13 protein-coding genes are annotated in these 20,186 nt (G+C 63.8%); 10 read left to right on the forward strand and 3 right to left on the reverse strand.

Annotation, left to right across the window (positions count from 1 at the left end; translation table 11 throughout):
* Positions 1-47: 47 nt before the first annotated feature.
* The 7 genes from M2267_RS17690 (at position 48) to M2267_RS17720 (ending at position 9,122) form a co-directional block, all read left to right on the forward strand.
* Positions 48-1,196, forward strand: coding sequence for an ABC transporter ATP-binding protein (locus M2267_RS17690; RefSeq protein ID WP_429115852.1), 1,149 nt, complete (start codon positions 48-50; stop codon positions 1,194-1,196).
* 20 nt (positions 1,197-1,216) lie between these two features.
* Positions 1,217-2,446, forward strand: coding sequence for an ABC transporter substrate-binding protein (locus M2267_RS17695; RefSeq protein WP_429115854.1), 1,230 nt, complete (start codon positions 1,217-1,219; stop codon positions 2,444-2,446).
* Positions 2,447-2,465: 19 nt separating this feature from the next.
* Entirely contained in the window at positions 2,466-3,422 is a 957-nt protein-coding gene (locus M2267_RS17700; RefSeq protein ID WP_043625690.1) for a carbohydrate ABC transporter permease, read from the forward strand.
* Positions 3,415-4,227, forward strand: a complete 813-nt coding sequence (locus tag M2267_RS17705) for a carbohydrate ABC transporter permease (protein WP_429115856.1) — start codon at positions 3,415-3,417, stop codon at positions 4,225-4,227. The genes M2267_RS17700 and M2267_RS17705 overlap by 8 nt, the downstream gene beginning before the upstream one ends.
* A gap of 4 nt (positions 4,228-4,231) precedes the next feature.
* Positions 4,232-5,935, forward strand: coding sequence for an amylo-alpha-1,6-glucosidase (locus M2267_RS17710; RefSeq protein WP_429115858.1), 1,704 nt, complete (start codon positions 4,232-4,234; stop codon positions 5,933-5,935).
* Positions 5,936-5,949: 14 nt separating this feature from the next.
* Entirely contained in the window at positions 5,950-6,984 is a 1,035-nt protein-coding gene (locus tag M2267_RS17715) for a LacI family DNA-binding transcriptional regulator (RefSeq protein ID WP_402325034.1), read from the forward strand.
* 125 nt (positions 6,985-7,109) lie between these two features.
* Positions 7,110-9,122: a beta-galactosidase gene (locus M2267_RS17720; RefSeq protein WP_429115921.1), complete on the forward strand. Its 2,013-nt coding sequence runs from the start codon at positions 7,110-7,112 to the stop codon at positions 9,120-9,122.
* Positions 9,123-9,403: 281 nt separating this feature from the next.
* Here the strand turns inward: M2267_RS17720 and pcaF are convergent, their stop codons facing one another.
* The 3 genes from pcaF to M2267_RS17735 are packed head-to-tail and all read right to left on the reverse strand — an operon-like array spanning position 9,404 to position 12,263.
* Positions 9,404-10,609 carry a 3-oxoadipyl-CoA thiolase gene (gene pcaF / locus M2267_RS17725; RefSeq protein ID WP_429115860.1) on the reverse strand — a complete coding sequence of 402 codons (1,206 nt, stop codon included), beginning with the start codon at positions 10,607-10,609 and terminating at the stop codon, positions 9,404-9,406.
* Entirely contained in the window at positions 10,609-11,391 is a 783-nt protein-coding gene (locus M2267_RS17730) for a CoA-transferase subunit beta (protein WP_429115862.1), read from the reverse strand. The genes pcaF and M2267_RS17730 overlap by 1 nt, the downstream gene beginning before the upstream one ends.
* Positions 11,392-11,402: 11 nt before the next feature.
* Positions 11,403-12,263, reverse strand: coding sequence for a CoA transferase subunit A (locus tag M2267_RS17735; RefSeq protein ID WP_429115864.1), 861 nt, complete (start codon positions 12,261-12,263; stop codon positions 11,403-11,405).
* 177 nt (positions 12,264-12,440) lie between these two features.
* Between M2267_RS17735 and M2267_RS17740 the strand changes: the two genes are divergently transcribed.
* From M2267_RS17740 to M2267_RS17750, 3 genes are all read left to right on the forward strand, one after another.
* Positions 12,441-13,196, forward strand: coding sequence for an IclR family transcriptional regulator (locus tag M2267_RS17740; protein ID WP_429115866.1), 756 nt, complete (start codon positions 12,441-12,443; stop codon positions 13,194-13,196).
* A 413-nt stretch (positions 13,197-13,609) separates the two neighbouring features.
* Entirely contained in the window at positions 13,610-14,719 is a 1,110-nt protein-coding gene (locus tag M2267_RS17745) for a GAF domain-containing DNA-binding protein (RefSeq protein ID WP_429115868.1), read from the forward strand.
* A 257-nt stretch (positions 14,720-14,976) separates the two neighbouring features.
* A complete protein-coding gene (locus tag M2267_RS17750) occupies positions 14,977-19,959 on the forward strand; it encodes an autotransporter domain-containing protein (protein ID WP_429115870.1) in 4,983 nt (1,660 codons plus the stop codon).
* Positions 19,960-20,186: the final 227 nt, after the last annotated feature.

A 20,186-nucleotide genomic window follows, 5' to 3' on the forward strand; every position in this document is an offset into this window, starting at 1 on the left:
CCGACCTTTGGTCACCGTTACAGCGCTCCGCCGGCAGGGAGGGCCCGTTGGCAGCGATCCGCATCGACAATTTGCGCAAAGGCTTCGGTTCGCTTGAAGTCTTGAAGGGTATCAACCTCGATATCGCCGATGGCGAGTTCGTCTGCTTTCTCGGTCCGTCCGGCTGTGGCAAGAGCACGCTGCTGCGCTCGATCGCCGGTCTTGAGGAGTTGGATGGCGGTTCGATCCGTCTTGGCGACCGCGACATCACCGATGTCGCCTCGGCCAAGCGCGACATTGCCATGGTCTTCCAGAACTACGCGCTTTATCCGCACATGAACGTGCGAAAGAACCTCTCCTTCGGTCTGGCGCTGAACGGCATGAAGCGCGACGAGATCGATCGGCGTGTCGACAACGCCGCCGACATCTTGCGCATCAAGGAGCTGCTGGCCCGCAAGCCGCGCCAGCTCTCGGGCGGCCAGCGCCAGCGCGTGGCGATCGGCCGCGCCATCGTGCGCGAGCCGAAACTCTTCCTGCTCGACGAGCCGCTGTCGAACCTCGATGCGGGCTTGCGCGTCACCATGCGCGTCGAGTTGGCCGCGCTGCACGAGCGGCTCGGCGTGACGATGATCTATGTCACCCACGACCAGGTCGAGGCGATGACGCTGTCTGATCGGGTTGTCGTGCTCGACAAGGGCAAGGTCAGCCAGTTCGGCACACCGCTCGAACTGTTCTACCAGCCGGCAAACCTGTTCGTCGCCGGCTTCATCGGTTCGCCGCGGATGAATTTCGTCAAGACCGAAGTGACCGGGCAGGTCGATGCATCGGTGACGCTCAATGGCGGCGGTCTCGCCCATCCGCTGACGCTCGAAATGCAAACTGTAGCCCCTGTTGCCAAGCCGAAGTCGGTGACGCTCGGCATTCGCCCGGACAAGATCGAACTGGTTTCGGCCGAGCGAGGTCATCTCGTTGGCGACGTTCGGCTGGTCGAGCGACTCGGGACTGAGAGCCATGTCCATATCAGCCTTGCAAATGGCGGCGACATGACCGCCGTCGTGCGCGGCACGCATCCGGTGTCGGCACGCGAACGCGTGCATCTGCGCCTGCCGGCCGAGCACTGCCATCTGTTTGACGGCGATGGCCAGGCGGTCGCGCGCAGGCTCGATGTCGAGACGCAGGCGCTGATCAATCAGGAAAAGGCAAAGCGGGTCGCGTAACCCGAACGAGGAGGAGAAGCATGCTCAACAGGAAGTCGATCATCGGCTCGCTGATGGTTCTGGCGATGGCCGGAACCGCCACGGCCCGCGCGGAAGAGACCTTGCGTTTTGCGACCTGGGACACGGACGAAAGCCTGGCGATCCAGCAGGAAATCGCCAAGAAATTCGAGGAAAAGCACCCGGGCGTGAAGGTCCAGGTGGAGCCCTATGCCGATGGCTACGATCAGAAGCTGATCGCCGCCTTTGGCGCCGGCAACCCGCCTGATGTCATGTATATGTGGAATTTCCCGCAGTACTACACCTCGCTGAAGCCGCTCGACGATCTGATCGCCAAGGACGCAGCCGAGATCAAGCCGGACGATTTCCCGAAGGGCCTGATGAACACGGTTCGTGTCGAGGGCAAGACCTACGGCATGCCGTCGGGCTTCACCACGCAAGTTGTGTTCTACAACAAGGACATGTTCGCCAAGGCCGGCGTCGAGGAGCCGAAGGACGGCTGGACCTGGGACGACCTGCGCGCCAAGGCCGCCAAGTTCCGTGACGAGCCAAACAAGGTTTACGGCTTTGCCGTTGACGCCAAGCCCGACCCGTACGACTTCGAGCAGTTCCTCTGGTCGAACGGCACCAAATACATCTCCGACGACGGCAAAAAGATCGACGGCTACATGAACAGCGATGCGGCCGCTGAGGTGCTCGACATGTTCGGCGATATGGCCAAGAAGCAGGAAGCGATCACGCTCAACCTCGGCGACGACACGTCGGGCAGCACGCTCTTCAAGGGCGGCAAGATCGCCATGTTCCAGAGCGCCATGTGGTCGAAGTCCGGCATCGACGCCTCCGGCATCAAGTATGGCGTGGCGCCGCTGCCGAAGTTTGGCGACAAGACCGCCCATTCCGCACTCGGCGTTTCGGCGATCTCGATCGCCAAGGATGCGGCCCATCCGGACCTCGCCTGGGAATTCGTCAAGTTCTTCTCGTCGCCGGAAGCTGTTGCCATGCGCATCAACGACCTGCCGGTGCGCACCAGCGTCGCGGAAGAGAAGGGCATGACCAAGGACCCGATCTACAAGCCCTTCTTCGACATCCTCGCGACGTCCAACACCGAGACCCACGCGTTCCTGAAGAACGCCAACTGGGGCAAGGTTCAGGACAATCTCGCCCGTGCCATCGAGGCGACGATGATCGACCAGGGCAATGCCAAGCAGCATCTCGACGAGGCGGTCGCCCGCTCGAAGCGACTGATCAAGTAAGAAAAGGGAGTACGGGGAGATGGATATGACCTATGCCGGTGCAGAGCCTCAGGTGGCAAGGCGCAAGCGCTCCGCCATCGCGCGCTATGCAGCGCCCTATCTGTTCATCTCCCCGTGGATCCTCGGGTTCCTGTTCTTCACGCTCGGCCCGCTCGTCTTTTCCTTGACGATGAGCTTCTACGACTGGCCTGTCGTCGGCGAGCGCACCTTCGTCGGGCTCGAGAACTACCGTTCCATGCTGTTCGAGGACCCGCAGTTCTGGGAGAGCCTCTGGATCACGGTGAAGTTTGCGGCGATCTACGTGCCGTTCAACATCGTCATGTCGTTCCTGCTGGCGCTGATGCTGCATCACATCACTTTTGCCAGCGGCTTCTTCCGCACCGCCTTTTACCTGCCGAGCGTCATTTCCGGCGTCGCACTGGTGACGATCTGGAGCTGGATCTACAGCCGGGAATACGGCCTTTTGAACTTCATGCTGTCCTTCATCGGCATCGACGGGCCAAACTGGCTCGGCGATCCGAACCTGGCGATCGTCGCGATCATCATCGCCAGCCTCTGGGGGCTTGGCGGCACCATGCTGATCCTTCTGACAGGCCTGAAAGCCATCCCGAAGGAACTCTATGAAGCGGCAACCGTTTCGGGCGTTCCCGGCTGGGCGCAGATGGTGTTCATCACCCTGCCGATGCTCGGGCCGATGCTGCTCTTCACCTTCATCACCTCGATCATCTCCGCCTTCCAGCAGTTGACGATCGCGCTGCTCCTGACCAAGGGCGGGCCGCTCGGCTCCACCTATTTCTTCGCCATGTACATCTACGACAACGCCTTCAAATACTTCGACATGGGTTATGCCGCCGCCGGCTCCTGGGTGATGTTCATCATCGTGCTGCTTCTCAGCCTCGGCGTCATGCGCTGGTCGGCCGCCTGGGTCTATTACGAAGGCGAAGTCCGCGAGAACGATGGAGAACGCAATGCGTAAGACGCTGCTCTATTCCGCGCTCATCCTGCTCTCGGCGCTGTTCATCGCGCCGTTCTACTGGACCTTCATGACGGCGATCAAAAGCTCGGCCGAACTCTACCAGTTCCCGCCGGTCTTCTGGCCCTCCGAATGGCACTGGGAGAATTTCGCCGCCGCCTGGAACAAGCAGCCCTTCGGCACCTATCTCACCAACTCGCTGATCGTGGTGGTGCTGTCGACGATCGGCCAGTTGATCTCCTCGTCGCTGGTTGCCTATGGCTTTGCCCGTTTCCGCTTCCCCGGCCGCGACCCGCTGTTCATCCTGTTGCTCGCGACGATGATGATCCCGTGGGACGTGAAGATGATCCCGCTCTACATGGAGTTCAACCTGCTCGGCTGGATCAACACGCTGAAGCCTTTGATCGTGCCCGCCTATTTCGCCGATGCCTTCTTCGTGTTCCTGCTTCGCCAGTACATCATGACCGTACCTGTCGAAATCGACGAGGCGGCGCGCATGGACGGCGCCAACGCCTTCGACATCTACTGGCGCATCCATCTGCCGCTGATGATGCCGGCGCTGGTGCTGGTCGGCACCTTCCACTTCATGAACGCCTGGAACGACTATCTCGGCCCATTGATCTTCCTCAACGACCAGTCGAAATACACGCTGACCCTCGGGCTTTCGATGTTCAAGGGCCTGCACGAGGTGGACGTGACCTCGATCGCCGCGATCACGGTGATCCTCTGCCTGCCGCCGCTCGCGCTCTTCTTCGTCGCCCAGCGCTACATCATGGATGGCGCGGTCGGCTCGTCGGTGAAGGGATAAGGGCATGCTGTTCGATATCGAGTATGTCCCCTTCAGCCGCAGGGGCCGGTTCCTGACGCTCTCGATGATGCGGGTGCCGGGCCGCGACGGCGAGCGGGCGCTTTATCTGCGCCACGTCGCCGGCGGTGATGAGCGGCCGTCGCTTGGTCGCCTCTGCCGCGTCGAATTTCTCGATGCGGCGGGTGCGACCGTGACGCCTGTGCTCGTGCTTTCCCCGGAACGGCTCGATGCTCGCATCGGCGAGGGCGAAATCACCTTCGTCATCGGCGAAGGGGAGCGGCTGCACATATCCGGCAGGCAAGCCGGCGTGCGTTTCCACCTCGAAGGCTCGCGTTACGATTATGTCTACCGCACCCCGACCGGTGAGGATTGCCTCGTTGCCGCGGTCGAGAACGTCAAGTTCATCCCGCGGGCGATCACCGGCGACCTGAAGGTCACCGGCGCCTGGCAGCGCGATCATTCCGAAGACGTGTCATTCGCCTTCTCGGGGACCGCGGCTTTCGAGGGCAATGTCGATTTCTTCCGCACCGTGCCGCCTGTTGACCGTCCCGGCCGCTTCGCAGAAGCGCTCGCGGATGCGACGGCCGAGTTCTCAGAATGGCATGCGCGCGTTCCCAGCGGTGTCGACGGCCAGGACGAAGCGCACGGGCTGGCGAGCTATCTGCTCTGGGCGAACGGCGTGCCCGCCGGCGGCGCGCTGACGCGGCCGGCGATCTACATGTCCAAGAACCACATGATCAACATCTGGAGCTGGGACAACGCCTTTTCCGCCCTCGGCGTTGCCGCCTTCGACCCGGATCTCGCCTTCGACCAGTTCGCAGCAATCTTCGACCATCAGGACGCCTCCGGCCTGTTGCCGGATTATATCAACGACCGCGACGTGCTCTTCGCCTTCACCAAGCCGCCGGTGCATGGCTGGGCCGTCTCGCTGATTGCGGCTGCCGATCCGAGCTTCCTGACGGCAGAGCGAAAGGCATACCTGCGCGACGCTATCGGCAAGCAGGTGGACTACTGGCTGACCTATGGCCGCAGGGATGCGACGAGCCTGCCGTCCTATTTCCACGGCAACGACAGCGGCTGGGACAACGCCACCTTCTTTGCCGAAGGCGGCCCGGTGATCTCGCCGGATCTGCCCGTGTTCCTGATCCTTGCCTGCGAGGCGCTGGCCGATCTTCTCGAAGACGATGGAGAGCGCCGGGCGATGTGGCGGCAGAAGGCTGCAGACCTGCAGGCGCTGCTGTTTGAACGTCTGTGGACCGGCGAAACCTTTGGCGCTCGGCTCGCTGCGGATCCAGAGCGGATCTTGCCGGGCGAAAACCTCATCCAGTTCATGCCGCTGCTGCTGGGAACACGTCTGACGCCCGACATGCGCGAGAAGCTTGTGGCGCGGCTCGTCGCCGGCGACTTCATCACCGAATGGGGACCGGCGACCGAGAGCCCGAAGAGTTCCTTCTACGAGGACGACGGCTACTGGCGCGGCCCGATCTGGGCGCCGACCACGATGCTCCTCTGGGATGGGCTGCGCCAGCAAGGGGAGATTGAACTGGCCAACGAGGTCGCGGAAAAGTTCTGTTCACTGGCGAGCAAAAGCGGTATGGCCGAAAACTTCGACGCGCGCTCGGGGAGGGGCCTTCGCGATCGCGCATTCGCCTGGACATCCGCAGTCTATCTTGTGCTGGCAGCATCGCTCAGCGCCAACAGCCCGTGACGAGCAGAACCGCCATGCAGAGACCGACGATCAAGACCATTGCGCAGGAGACGGGGCTTTCCATCGCCACCGTTTCCAAGGCCCTGAAGCATTCGCCTCAGGTTCGCCCGGAGACGCGCGCGATCGTGATCGAGGCGGCCGAGCGCGTCGGCTATGAGCTCAACATGCACGGCGTGCAACTGCGCACCGGCAAGACCTATCAGGTCGCCGCCATCATGACCGCGCCTGGCCCGAAGCAGAACGAATGGGAAGGCGTCGAATACGCCCAGCTCCTGAGCGGCATTTCCTGGGCGCTCGAAGACAGCCCCTATCGCGTCTCGCTCTATGCTGTGCGCAATTTCGAGGAGAGCCAGGCGGTCATCAAGCAGATCGTGTCGCTGAAGAAGGCTGACGGCATCATCATCTCTGGAACGCGCGCCGACGATCCGCGCATTCGCACCATGCAGGCGGCGGATTTCCCCTTCGTCACTTACGGCACCAGCATTCACAATGCGCCGCATGCCTATGTCGATGCGGACAACGAGCAGATGATCCGGGTGTCGATGGCGCGGCTTACGGAGCGCGGCCATCGTCGCATCGCGCTGCTCAACCCGCTGTCGGACCTGAGCTACGGCATCACGCGGCTCGAAGCCTACAAACACGCGCTCGAAGTCGCGGGGCTTCCCTACGATCCGGCGCTCGTCGCTCATGGCCGCCTGACGCCGGCCTTCGGCCGCGAGAACGTGTTGACCATGTCCGAGCTCAGCAATCCGCCGACCGCCTATATCTGCGCCAACGAAGCCTCCGCACTCGGTGCCTTCTCCGGTTTCCACGAGCGTGGTCTGGTGCACGGGCGTGACGCCGTGATCAACGCCACCGACGATCTCAATGTCAGCCAGTATTTCGCGCCGCCGATCACCACCTATTACCTGCCGATCAGCGAGCCGAGCAGCCTGCTCGGCGCCTATATCCTCAGGCGAATGGAAGGCGAGCCGCCGGAGGCGCTGCAGACGCTGCTCATGCCGAACCTGATCGAGCGCTGCGACGACCGCCTGAACCCGAACCGTTGACGAACTTCGCGCCCGTGCAGGGCGCTCATTCATGCCTTTGAATATAAACGTTTATATTTGAGGCCATACTGACAAAACCCGAGGCTGGACCCAACCGGCCGTAAGACATGACGAAGGACCGGACCGTGCACATGCCCCTGACGAGATCGAACCGCTTCAACGCCAAAGAGCAGCAGACCGACATGCTGGAACTCGGCGTCTGCTACTATCCGGAGCAGTGGCCGCGCGAAAAATGGGAAGAGGACGCCCGCCGCATGGTCGAGCTCGGCCTTGCCTGGGTGCGCATCGGCGAGTTCGCCTGGGCGAAGATCGAGCCCCGGTCGGGCGAGTTCCATTGGGAATGGCTGGACGACGCCATTGAGGTGCTCGGCAAGGCCGGCCTCAAGGTCATTCTGGGAACGCCGACCGCCGCACCGCCGAAGTGGCTGATCGATCGCTACCCGGATATCCTGCCCGTCGACGTCAAGGGCGTGGTGCGCAAGTTCGGCGCCCGCCGCCACTACTGCTTCTCCAGCCGCCGCTACCGCACCGAGGCCGCGCGCATCTCTGAAGCCATGGCCGAGCGTTACGGCAACAATGCTTTTGTCCATGCCTGGCAGACCGATAACGAGTACGGCGACCACGACACGATCTACAGCTATTCCGACGAGGCGTTGCGCGCTTTCCGCGAATGGCTCGAGGCCCGCTATGGCTCGGTCGAGGAGCTGAACCGCGCCTGGGGCACGGCCTTCTGGGCGATGAACTATCTAAGCTTCGACGAGATCGAGCTTCCGAACAACCTCGTGGAAGAGCCGAGCCCGACCCATATCGTCGACTACATCCGCTTCTCCTCCGACCAGGTGAAGAGCTTCAACAAGGCGCAGGTCGACATCATCCGCAAGCATTCGCCTGGCCGGCCGGTGACGCACAATTTCATGTCGCAGAACACCGACTTCGATCATTACAAGGTCGGTGAAGACATCGATATCGCCTCCTGGGACGTCTATCCGATGGGTGGATTGCTCAACGGCCGTCTTTCGTCGGAAGACAAGGGCCGGTATCTGCGCGTCGGCGATCCGGACCAGCCGGCCTTCAACCACGATCTTTACCGCGCCGTCGGCAATGGCCGCGTCTGGGTGATGGAGCAGCAGCCGGGCCCGGTGAACTGGGCGTCGCACAACCAGTCGCCGGCTGATGGCATGGTGCGGCTGTGGACCTGGCTCGCCTATGCCCATGGCGTCGACATGGTCTCCTATTTCCGCTGGCGGCAGGTGCCGTTTGCGCAGGAGCAGTTCCATGCCGGCCTGCTGTTGCCGAACAGCGAAGCGGACCAGGGTTATCTCGAAGTCGCGCAGGTGGCCGAAGAGATGAAGCGCCTGCCCAAGGGCGAACGTCGCGAGAAGGCCAAGGTCGCGTTCCTGCTCGACTACAATTCGCGCTGGGCGACACGAGCTCTGCCGCAGGGCCGCACCTATCTGGCGTCGCAGATCGCGCTCGACTGGTATTCGACCGTTGCCCGCCTCGGCGTCGACGTCGATATCATCGGCCAGCACTCGGACCTCGACGGCTACCAGCTCGTGCTGGCGCCGGACCTTGTCATTCCGGATCAAGCCTTCGTTCAGAAGCTTGCGGCCTCTGGCGCCAAGGTGCTTTTCGGACCGCGCAGCGGCAGCAAGACCGAGGACATGCATATTCCCGAGGGCCTGCCGCCGGGACCGCTCGCATCGCTGATCGACGTCAGCGTCGCCCGCGTCGAGTCGCTGCCGGAATTCCACGGTGAGAGCGTGCTCTACGGCAACGAGACCTATCCAGCCGGCGTCTGGCGCGAAACGGTCCGCACCAGCGAAACCGTGCTTGCGACCTTCGAGGGCGACTACCGCAACGGTGCCCCGGCGCTCGTCGGCAACGACAAGGCGCGCTATATGGCAACCGGCGCCCGCGGCGAATTGCTCGACAAGGTGATCGGCGATGCGCTCGGCTGGGCTTCGGTCGAAGCGCTGGCGGATCTCGGCGACCTGCGCATCACCCGCCGCGGCAAGCTCACCTTCGCCTTCAACTACGGCAAGACCGCCGTGGACGTGCCGGCGTCTTCCAACGCAACCTTCCATGTCGGCGGCCGCATGCTCGGCCCGGTCGACGTCGCGATCTGGTCGGAATAGCAGAGGGCCGAGTGGCCGCTTCGGACGTTGACGGTGGTGTTTGGCGGGAGAGCCACACAATCTGCCTCATCCTCGCCCTCGTGGCGGGGATCCAGCGACCCGACGTCCGTCGGGTCAGGAGACTCTTTCGGCCCAAGGACTTGGGCTTGCTGGATTCCTGTGACAAGCACAGGAATGACGGAGACATTGGTTACCTCCGGCTTCTCAATCGCTCGAATCAAAGAGCCCGGCCTTTTCGAAGGGCGGGCTCTTTGCTTTTCAGACGGCAATTAGTTCTGTGCTCAGACGCGCTCTAGCGCCACCGCGATGCCCTGGCCGACGCCGATGCACATGGTCGACAGCGAATATCGGCCGCCGGTCTCCTGTAGTTCGAGTGCTGCCGTGCCGGTGATGCGGGCGCCGGACATGCCGAGCGGGTGGCCGAGCGCAATGGCGCCGCCGTTGCGGTTGACGCGGGGATCATCGTCGGCAATGCCGAGATCGCGAAGCGTGGCGAGCCCTTGCGAGGCGAACGCCTCGTTGAGTTCGACGACGTCGAACTGGGCCTGCGTGAGCCCGAGGCGGGCCATCAACTTCTTCGATGCCGGAGCCGGGCCGAAGCCCATGATGCGCGGCGGTACGCCGGCGGTAGCACCTCCGAGAATGCGGGCGATTGGACGCAAGCCGTATTTCTTCGCCGCCGCCTCCGAGGCGATGATCAGCGCCGTCGCGCCGTCATTGACGCCGGAGGCGTTGCCGGCCGTCACCGTGCCGCCTTCTTGTCTGAACGGCGTGCCGAGTTTGGCGAGCGCCTCCATCGTTGTTGCGCGCGGATGCTCGTCGCGATCGACGATAACAGGCTCACCTTTTCGCTGCGGGATCGTTACCGAGACGATCTCCTTCGCCAGCCGGCCGTTGGCTTGCGCTGCCGCGGCCTTCGCCTGGCTGCGAACGGCAAAGGCGTCCTGGTCCTCGCGGCTGACATGGAAGTCCGCGGCGACGTTCTCGCCGGTCTCCGGCATCGAGTCGACGCCGTATTGCTTCTTCATCAGGGGATTGATGAAGCGCCAGCCGATAGTCGTGTCGTAGATCTCGGCATTGCGTGAGAAGGCGGTATCCGCCTTCGGCATCACGAAGGGCGCGCGCGACATGCTTTCGACGCCGCCGGCGATCATCAGCTCGGCTTCGCCCGACTTGATGGCACGCGCTGCTGCGATGACAGCGTCCATGCCGGAGCCGCAGAGCCTGTTGATCGTCGTGCCGGTGACGCCGACGGGCAGGCCGGCCAGAAGCAGCGACATGCGCGCAACGTTGCGATTGTCCTCTCCCGCCTGGTTGGCGCAGCCGAAGATCACGTCGTCGACGGCGTCCCAATCTACATCGGCATTACGCTCCATCAGGGCGCGAAGTGGGACCGCGCCGAGATCATCGGCTCGGACGGAGGAAAGCGAGCCGCCGAAACGGCCGATCGGCGTGCGGACATAGTCGCAGATGAAAGCCTCGGCCATCACGCAGCCTCCCTGTCGCCCTGGTGCGCCTTCTTGGTGCGGGCGTTGATGTCGCGGAGGGTCTTGAGTTCCAGTTCCGTCGGTGCCGGCGTCTCGATCACCTCTTCGGCGAACTTGATGGCCCAGCCGCAATTCTCGACGATCTGCTCGCGCGTCACGCCTGGATGGATCGAGACGACGGTCAGTTCCTTGGTCTCAGGATCCGGCTCCAGGATGCAAAGATCGGTGATGACGCGCGTCGGTCCCTTGGTTTTCATGCCCAGCCGCTCGCGGTGGTCACCGCCTTCGCCATGGCCCATGGAGGTGATGAAGGGGAGCTTCTCGACGAAGCCGCGCTTGGAAAGCGCCATGGTGATGAAGATACGGCCGCAGTTGGAGGCGATCTCCGGGGCACCGCCGCCGCCGGGCAGACGGACCTTCGGGTGGTCGTAGGGGCCGACGACCGTGGTGTTGAGGTTGGCGAACTTGTCGATCTGGGCGCCGCCGAGAAAGCCGGTGGTGATGCGGCCGCCCTGCAGCCAGTAGCGGAACATCTCGGGCACCGAGACGGTGAAAAGGGCGGTGTCGCAGAGTTCGCCGTCGCCGATCGACAGCGGCAGCACATCCGGTTTGGTTCCGACCGTGCCGCTCTCATAGATCAGCGTGATATCCGGCGCGTGGGTCAGCCGGGCGACGTTGCACGCGGCAGACGGCGCGCCGATGCCGACGAAGCAGACGTCGTCGTTGGAAAGCGCGCGGGCGGCGGCGATCGTCATCATTTCGGTGGGGGTAAAGTCGCTCATCCTATCCTCCCTCAGGCCGCTTTTGCCGGTTTGTTGCCGGCGTGCTTGGCGAAATCTTCCGGCCGGGCGTCGAGCACGTTTTCCTTGATCCATGCGGTGAAGCTGTCGCGGTCGCGGGCGATCTCGTCCCAGCCGATGTAGAATGCGTTGGAGCGCGGGTAGTAGCCGTGTGCGTAGGATGGGAAGGCGCCACCCGGAACATGGGCAACCGATGTGACCGCCCAGCTTGGCAGCACGAGGGAATTGGGCGACGGCGGGTTGAGCTCGTCGACGATCTCCTCCACCGTGACGATCGAGCGCTTGGCGGCAAGAACCGCCTCCTTCTGCACGCCGACGATGCCTTCGATCAGCACGTTGCCCTTCCTGTCGGCCCGTTGCGCATGGATGATCGTGACATCGGGGCGGATCGCCGGCACGGCGGCCAGCACCTCGCCGGTAAACGGGCAGGCGACCGACTTGATGTTCGGGTTCACCTTCGGCAGGTCGGCGCCGATATAGCCGCGCAGCGTCGCAAACGGCAGGTTGGCAGCGCCCGCCTCATAGGCGTTGGCCATGGCGGCGTGGGAGTGCTCCTCGATCTCCAGCGGCCGCGGCCACTGGTTTTCGACCGCGTCGCGGAAGCGATGTAGCGAGCCGACGCCGGGATTGCCGCCCCAGGAAAACTTCATGCCGCGCGCCGCACCCACGCCGATCAGCTGGTCGTAGAGAATGTCGGGCGTCATGCGCACCAGATAAAGGTCCTTACGGCACTGGCGGATCACCTCATGGCCCGCGGCATAGGGGATCAGATGGGTGAAGCCTTCCATGGCGACGGTGTCGCCATCCCTGACATTGTCGCCGACGGCCTCGGCGAGCGAAACGATCTTCGCCATGTTTCCTCTCTTCATCTCAGTGATCTCTTGGCCTTCGTCGCCCGGTGGGCGGCAGGCGCCTTCCTCTTCCGGATGCCAATAAGCGCCGATCGAAAGGCTCGGTCAAATATTTTGTGCGATATTTGACTTTTGTTCGTATATCGCACAAAATCGAACGGCATGATTTGGGAGGCAAGGATGCGGGAAACGGACTTCGTCAGCGGCTTTGCGCGCGGGTTGGCAGTGATCGAAGCCTTCGATGAAACCCGGCCGAAACTGTCGATAGCCGAGGCGTCAAAGATTACCGGGCTTGACCGGGCCACGGTGCGCCGGTCGCTGCTGACCCTCTCCGAGCTCGGCTATGCAGACTATGACGGCAAGTTCTTCGCGCTGACGCCGAAGATCCTGCGCCTTGGCCATGCCTATCTCTCGGCAACGCCGCTGCCGACGATCATCCAACCTTATCTCGACCAATTGTCCGACCGCGCCGGGCAGAGCGCCTCGGCCTCGGTCTTGGATGGAACCGAAATCGTCTACATCGCCCGCGCCTCGCAGAAGCGGGTGATGTCGATCAACCTGACGACCGGTTCGCGCCTGCCGGCCTATTGCGCCTCCATGGGGCGGGTGTGGCTCGCAGCACTTCCAGAAAACGAGGCGCGCGAGATCCTTTCGCGCTCGAACCTCAAGGCGAACACGCCCTATACGAAGACGGATCCCGAAGACCTCGTCGCCGAATTCCGCCGCGTGCGCGACCAGGGCTACGCGCTGATCGACCAGGAACTGGAACTCGGCCTTTGTTCCATCGCGGTGCCGCTCGAAAACGATCGCGGTCGGATCGTTGCGGCACTCAACATCGGCGCACCGGCAGCGCATGTGGCCGCAGCCGAGATGGTGGAGCGCTACCTTCCGCTGTTGAAGGAGACCCAGGCCGCCTTGCGTGTAGTGCTGAGGTAGCTGCATTCAGCGTCGGCGCTTGATGTCTTGCGCGCGCGGTGTCGGTGCGAAAACGGTAGGAACTGCGCCAGCGCCTTGCGGTGCTGGCTCCAATGGTCGAATTGGCCAGCGACGGACCTCGGAGATCTCAGCGCGCGCGCCCTTGCCCGGCAACATGTCTCGTGGCCAGGCAGGTCCCCCTGCGCTTCATGCCGTGGATGGTTTGGTGGTGCTCGTCCCACCGGCAAGAACCGGTCTGGGACGCTGGAACGCGCGAAACCGACCCAAAAATGTTTCCGTGAGGCAATGCAGTTTGGGCTTGCATTTGTTTTCCCCACAAATTCAAGTGGTCGCGCGGGTGGATGTCGACGGCGCAGAGCGCCGCCGACACTGGACGATGGAGGGGGGCCATCGCACCGCGATAACCGAATATTTTGTCGAATTTTGTCTACGGCCGCCTCTCGGCCACGTCTGGCTTTACTGCCACTGTTACGACCCGGATTGCCGGGAAACCCGAAATTTACAGAGCGATTCCTTTTCGCCTTTACCTATCGAGCGTCATGAATGAGCAATTGTACCCGTCCGATCATTCCATAGGCCTGCCGCCCTACGAACTGATCGCGACGAACGAGCCGCCTTGCCCTGCAGTGGGACAACCCACACACGACTGGGCCTATCTGGCCGCCACGCACCTCATCGGTTCGCCGGCCAAAACGGCGATCGCCGCGATCCTGGAGGAAACCGGCAAGCTTGCTGGTGCCGACCGGGCGTGGATGTTCGAATACAGCGACGACCTTCTGCGCTTCCGCAACACCGACGAATGGGTGCGAGGCGGCGTGTCGTCGCATGTCGATGAGCTGCAGCAGACGCCGGTGACGATGATCGGCTGGCTGCATCAGTGGCTGGTGGCCGGCAAGGCAGTCATGATCAACGATGTCGCAAGGCTACCGCGTCCGGCGCGGGCGCTTCAGGCGGAAATGCTTCGTCAGAACGACAAGAGCGTTCTCTGCGTCCCGGTCCTTCACGAGGGCAGGTTGCGTGGCTGTATCGGCTTCGATGCGACGAGGGCATTGCGTCGGTGGCCGATCGAAGAAATCCACCAGCTCGTCCGCTGTGCAAAGCTGATCGGGATCGCACGCTACGGGCGCACGCAGACATATGGCGCCCGGGACGATGCGGGCGCCATTCCGTCCGCCGAGACCGACCCGGTCGTCCATCTGCATATGCCGGGACGCACCCGCGGCGTGCCGCTGTCTTCGATCGTAGGGCTTCGCTCCGCCAAGGACTACACCCAGATCTGGCTGAAGGACGAAGCCGCGGTCCTGGATCTTCGTCCGCTTTCATTCTGGATCGGTCTGCTGCCCAAGGCGAACTTCTTGCGCATCCATCGGACGGCTGTGATCAACCTAGCGCACGTGACCGAGCTCGACCGTCATTCCGGTCCGACCAAACAGGCATGGGCCGTGCGTCTGCGCAGGGCAGGCGAAACCTGGACCGTATCCCGCCCCTACAGGCAGGAATTGCGCAGTCGTCTCGGCATCTGAGATTTTCCACAGTGGCTGATATCGCGGTTTGTCGTTTCGTCGAACCCGTAGGTTGCTTCGTCGATAAGGCGTTGTCGCTGTAGGGTTGTCGTGTCAGCCAGCACCCTGGAGAATTTTAGGGGTGCGGGGCGGAGGGCAAGCCTTTGAAAAAAATCAATTGTCAGAATCAGGGCTTGGGAGCCGGGCGTGAGAGCGAAGAGCGCAACGACCGGCGGCCGCCATCGCGCCGCTCAGCAGCGGGGCGTCAGCGCTCGCTGATGAGCAGTACCGCTCTGTGGTTGTTTGCAGCCTCTGGTATTGCTCTCGGTATGGTCGCGGCCGTGCCGCTGGCGCATGCAGGAGGCAAGGGCGGCGCCGGTGGGAGCACGAGCGGTACCGGCGGTGATATCGACGGCAATCTGCAGGGGACGCCTGGCAGCAATGCGACCTATTCCGGAAACGGTGGCGGCGGCGGCGGGCCGGGTGCGGCCGGTGGCGCGGGAAGCCAGAGCGGCGCCGGGGTTGGCGGCACTGGTGGTGCCGGCGGCACCAGCGGCAGCCCGAACGGAGGAACCGGCGGAAGCGGCATCGGCAACGGCAGCGACTTTGGCGGCGGTGCGGGTGGCGGCGGCGGTGCGCACGGCAGCGTCGGCAATGTCGCTGGCCGCGGTGGCGAAGGTGGCACGTCTCCGAACGGGGACGGCGGTGGCGGCGGCGCCGGCGGTTACGGCCGTATTGTTGCCTCCGGTGGAACAGACAGCATCTCCGGACCGGCAGTGTCCGGCGGACGGGGCGGACACGGCGGTGCCGGTGGGACAATATCAGGCATCGGAATCGGGGGCAGCGGCGGTGACGGCGGCGATGGTGCGGCACTCGTCGGTGGCGGCACATTGACGGTGAACACGAACGTGACGGGCGGCAACGGCGGTAACGCCGGCGCTGGCGGGCACGTTCTCGAAAAACACAATGGTGACGGCGGTCACGGCATCAGCGCTCTGAACGGCGGGACGGTGATCATCAACAGCGGCAGCGTGACGGGCGGCGTGGCCGGAAGCGGCGGGACCGGCGTCGTGCACGGAGCCGGCATCTTCGGCCGGAACCTGGACGTGACCCTGGGCGCGTCGGGCTCGATCATCGGCGGTAACGGCGGGACCGCCAACGCCATGACCTTCGATGGTGGCGCTAACACGTTCCGGTTCTCTGCGGCGAGCCCAGATCTTTCCGGCAACATCGCGATCAACAATTCCGCCAGCCTGACGATCGACCAGACCGGCAACGGTAGGATCAGCAATACGATTACTGGTGACGGCTCGCTCATCAAATCCGGCAGCGGCACGCTGACGCTGACGGGCATGAACACCTATACCGGCGCGACGAGCATTGCCGCGGGCGGCACACTGGCATTGTCGGGCCAGGGACGCATCAATGCCTCCAGCGGATTGACGGCCAACGGCACCTTCGACGTTTCCGCCGCCGCCTCTGCACAGGTCAAGTCGCTCGCCGGCAGCGGACAGGTCACGCTTGGAAGCCAATATCTGATGATCCACAACGCCACGGGTACCTTTTCGGGCGCGATCAACGGCACCGGTGGCATCAATGTCATGGCCGGTACGCAAGTCCTGACCGGTACCAACACGTTTACCGGTGGTGCAGGGACGAATACCGGCGCAACGCTGCGGATCGGTGATGGCGGCACGGGGGGCTCGCTCGTGTCGAACATTACCAACGGCGGTGCGGTGATCTTCAACCGTTCCGATAACGTGACCTATGGCGGCGAGATCACCGGCAACGGGACGTTCTCGCAGATCGGCAGCGGCACGCTGACGCTGACGACGACCAGCAGCACGCGCGGAGCGGTGACGATCGGTACGGGCAGCACGCTGCAGCTCGGCAACGGCGGTACCACAGGCTGGATCGGCGGCACCGGCAACTTCGTCGGCTCGATCACCAACAATGGCGCGCTGATCTACAACCGCTCGAACAATGTCAGCTATGCCGGCAAGGTCTCGGGCAACGGCACGATTTCGCAGGCGGGAACCGGCAAGCTGACGCTGACGGGCGACAGCTCGTTGTTCTCCGGTGCAACGTCGGTGACGTCCGGCACGACCTATGTCAACGGCCAGCTTGGTGGCAACGTTCATGTCGGCTCGGCCGGCACACTCGGCGGATCGGGCAGGATCGGCGGCAACGTCACGGTCGATGGCACGCTCTCGGCGGGAAACAGCCCGGGCACGATAACGATCGGTGGCGATCTGACGCTCAATGCCGGCTCTAATTCGGTTTTCGAGCTGAATACGCCCGGCCTCGTCGGCAGTGCGGCGGGCAACGATCTGGTGAAGGTCGGCGGCAACCTGACGCTCGGCGGCGCGCTGGACGCGCAAGTGGCCTCGGCCGGCTATTACCGGCTGTTCGAGTATGACGGCACGCTGTCGGGCAGCTTTGCGACGACGGCCGCGACATCGACGGCTCCTGGCTTCACCGTTGCCAGCCATCAGGTCCAGACGGGGATTGCCAAGCAGGTCAATTTGTCGGTGCTCGGCGCCGGCCAGACGATGCACTTCTGGGACGGCGCGGACACAACGGGCAACGGCACCGTCAACGGCGGCACCGGCACCTGGACATCCGGTGGCACCAACTGGACCGGTGCACCGGGGCGCGCCAACATCAACGGCAGCTTCGGCGGATCGGTCGGCGTCTTTGCCGGCGCGACCGGCGGCACCGTCAATGTCGTCGGCACGCAGAGCTTCGACACGCTGCAGTTCTCCGCGACGAACGACGGCAGCGGCTACACCATCAACGGTGGCGTGCTTGCCTTCAATCCGGCAAGCGGCACGGCGGCGACGATCAATGTCGGTAACGGCGTTGCCACCACGATCGGCTCGGTGCTGCAGAACGGTGCGACCGGGACAGGGCTCAACAAGGTCGGCAACGGCACGCTGACGCTGACGGGCATGAACACCTATACGGGTGCGACGTCGATTGCGGCAGGCGGCACACTGGCGCTTTCGGGCCAGGGGCGGATCAACGCTTCGAGCGGCCTGACGGCCGACGGTACCTTCGACGTCTCGGCGGCGGCCTCGGCGCAGGTCAAGTCGCTTGCCGGCAGCGGGCAGGTTGTGCTCGGTAGCAAGACGCTCATCATCAACAACGCCACGGGCACGTTCTCGGGTGCGATCACCGGCGCAGGCGGCATCTCGGTCGGTGCCGGCACCCAGGTCCTGAGCGGTGCCAACAGCTTTACCGGCGGTGCGGGCATCTCCTCGGGCGCGACGCTGCAGATCGGCGATGGCGGTACCGGCGGTTCGATCGCATCGAACGTCACCAACTTCGGCGCGCTCGTCTTCAACAGCGCGGGCAATTTGACCTACGGCGGTTCGATCACAGGTCCCGGCTCGTTCTCGCAGATCGGTACGGGCACGCTGACGCTCACCGCCAACAACAGCACATCCGGTGCGGTGACGATCGGCACGGGCAGCACATTGCAGCTCGGCAATGGTGGCACGACCGGCTGGATCGGCGGCAGCGGCAAATTCGTGGGTTCGATCACCAACGATGGCGCGCTGATCTACAACCGCTCGAACGACGTGACCTATGCCGGGGCGGTCTCTGGCAGCGGCACGTTGACCCAGGCGGGCACGGGCAAGCTGACCTTGACGGGTATCAACACGTTTACCGGTGCGACGAACATTGCCTCGGGCGACCTGATCGTCAACGGCTCTCTGGCGCATTCCAGCTTGACCACCATCCAGCGCGGGGCGCGTCTTGGCGGAACCGGCACGCTTGGCAATACGACCGTCCAGGCTGGCGGCGTTCATGCCCCGGGCAATTCGATCGGCACGCAGACGATCGCCGGCAACTACACCAACAACGGCGTGCTGCAGATCGAGGGCACGCCCACGGCCACCGACAAGCTGGTCGTATCGGGCAGCGTCGATATCTCCGGCGCGACCCTTGATCTCCTGCTCTCCCCCAACACGGCGGCGAGCTGGAACCCGGTCAACGGCCCGTTCATCCTGATCGACAAGACGAGTTCCGGGGCGATCACCGGCACGTTTGCGTCGATCGTCGACAACTTGGTGTTCCTCGATCCGACCGTCGATTACAGCGGCGGCGACGGCAACGACCTGTCGCTCCAGCTGACCCGCAACGATCTCAGCTTTGCCAGCGTCGCCCAGACCCGCAACCAGATCGCCACCAGTGGCGGGGTCGACCGTCTGGGCATGGGCAATCCCATCTTCAACGCGGTCGCCTTTGCCGCAACGCCAGAAGCGGCACGCAGAGCCTTCGATCTGCTCTCCGGCGAAGTGCACAGCTCGTTCCAGTCGATCCTGATCGAGGACAGCCGGTTCCTGCGCGATGCCGCGAACGATCGTCTGCGCACTGTGCTCGGCACGGTGGCGGCGAAGCAATCGAGCGAGATCACCGGCGCGATCGACAGCGGTGAACTTGCGCTCTGGAGCCAGGGCTTCGGTTCCTGGGGACGGATCGACGGTGACGGCAATGCCGCCAAGGCGGATCGCTCCATCGGTGGCTTCTTCGTCGGTGCCGATACGCAGGTGGACGAATGGACCGTCGGCGCGCTTGCCGGCTACTCGCGGTCCTCGATGGACATCGACGCGCGCTTCTCGTCGGCAACCTCCGACAACTATCATCTCGGGATCTATGCCGGTGGACGTTGGGGCGATGCGTCGCTGAGAACCGGCGCCGCCTTTAGCTGGCACGACATCGAGACGAGCCGCACCGTTTCGTTCCCGGGCTTCACGGACAGCCTTTCTGCCGACTACAGCGCCGGGACAGGCCAGGTCTTTGGCGAGTTCGCCTATGCCTTCAAGGCCGGGTCGGTCGATCTGGAGCCGTTTGCCAACCTGGCCTATGTGCATCTCAACCGCGACGGCTTTGTCGAGCGGGGTGGCGCTGCCGCTCTCATCGGCAAGGACGCCTCGCAGGACACGACGTTCACGACCCTTGGCCTGCGCGCAGCGTCCAGCTTCGACCTTGGCGGCGTGCTGGCGACGGCCCGCGGCACCGTCGGCTGGAGACATGCCTTCGGCGACACCTTGCCGCTGTCGTCGAACGGCTTCTCGACAGCGAGCACATTTGCCATCGCCGGTGTCCCGATCGCCGAGAATTCTGCGGTGATCGAAGCCGGCCTTGATTTCGCCGTCGCGCCCGAGGCGACACTCGGCTTGACCTACACAGGCCAATTCGGCGGCGGCGTCAGCGACCAGAGCGTCAAGGCAAATCTGAGCGTCAAGTTCTGATTGATCGTAGTCGAGCCAAACGGCCGCCGCCGGGATCCCGAGGACCCTGCGGCGGCAATTTGGCGTTTCAAGGCTGGATTGACGTGCGCATGCGCGTGGCATGCCGGGGGCCAACGCGTCCAAGCTTCGCCCGCTCCGCACGTCGCCACGACGGAGGTGGTCGAGCGCTATCTGCCGCTGCGAAGGACACACGAAGGGGCGGTACGCATGGTGCCGAGCCAACGACG

It is taken from the genome of Ensifer sp. KUDG1, from assembly GCF_050434285.1.
Lineage (GTDB): Bacteria > Pseudomonadota > Alphaproteobacteria > Rhizobiales > Rhizobiaceae > Ensifer.

Bases quoted from the DNA above. Each gene is read 5' to 3' on its own strand.
- M2267_RS17695 (WP_429115854.1), top strand. From the start codon at position 1,217: ATGCTCAACAGGAAGTCGATCATCGGCTCGCTGATGGTTCTGGCGATG.
- M2267_RS17700 (WP_043625690.1), top strand. From the start codon at position 2,466: ATGGATATGACCTATGCCGGTGCAGAGCCTCAGGTGGCAAGGCGCAAG.
- M2267_RS17705 (WP_429115856.1), top strand. From the start codon at position 3,415: ATGCGTAAGACGCTGCTCTATTCCGCGCTCATCCTGCTCTCGGCGCTG.
- M2267_RS17710 (WP_429115858.1), top strand. From the start codon at position 4,232: ATGCTGTTCGATATCGAGTATGTCCCCTTCAGCCGCAGGGGCCGGTTC.
- M2267_RS17715 (WP_402325034.1), top strand. From the start codon at position 5,950: ATGCAGAGACCGACGATCAAGACCATTGCGCAGGAGACGGGGCTTTCC.
- pcaF (WP_429115860.1), bottom strand. From the start codon at position 10,609: ATGGCCGAGGCTTTCATCTGCGACTATGTCCGCACGCCGATCGGCCGT.
- M2267_RS17730 (WP_429115862.1), bottom strand. From the start codon at position 11,391: ATGAGCGACTTTACCCCCACCGAAATGATGACGATCGCCGCCGCCCGC.
- M2267_RS17735 (WP_429115864.1), bottom strand. From the start codon at position 12,263: ATGGCGAAGATCGTTTCGCTCGCCGAGGCCGTCGGCGACAATGTCAGG.
- M2267_RS17740 (WP_429115866.1), top strand. From the start codon at position 12,441: ATGCGGGAAACGGACTTCGTCAGCGGCTTTGCGCGCGGGTTGGCAGTG.
- M2267_RS17750 (WP_429115870.1), top strand. From the start codon at position 14,977: ATGAGCAGTACCGCTCTGTGGTTGTTTGCAGCCTCTGGTATTGCTCTC.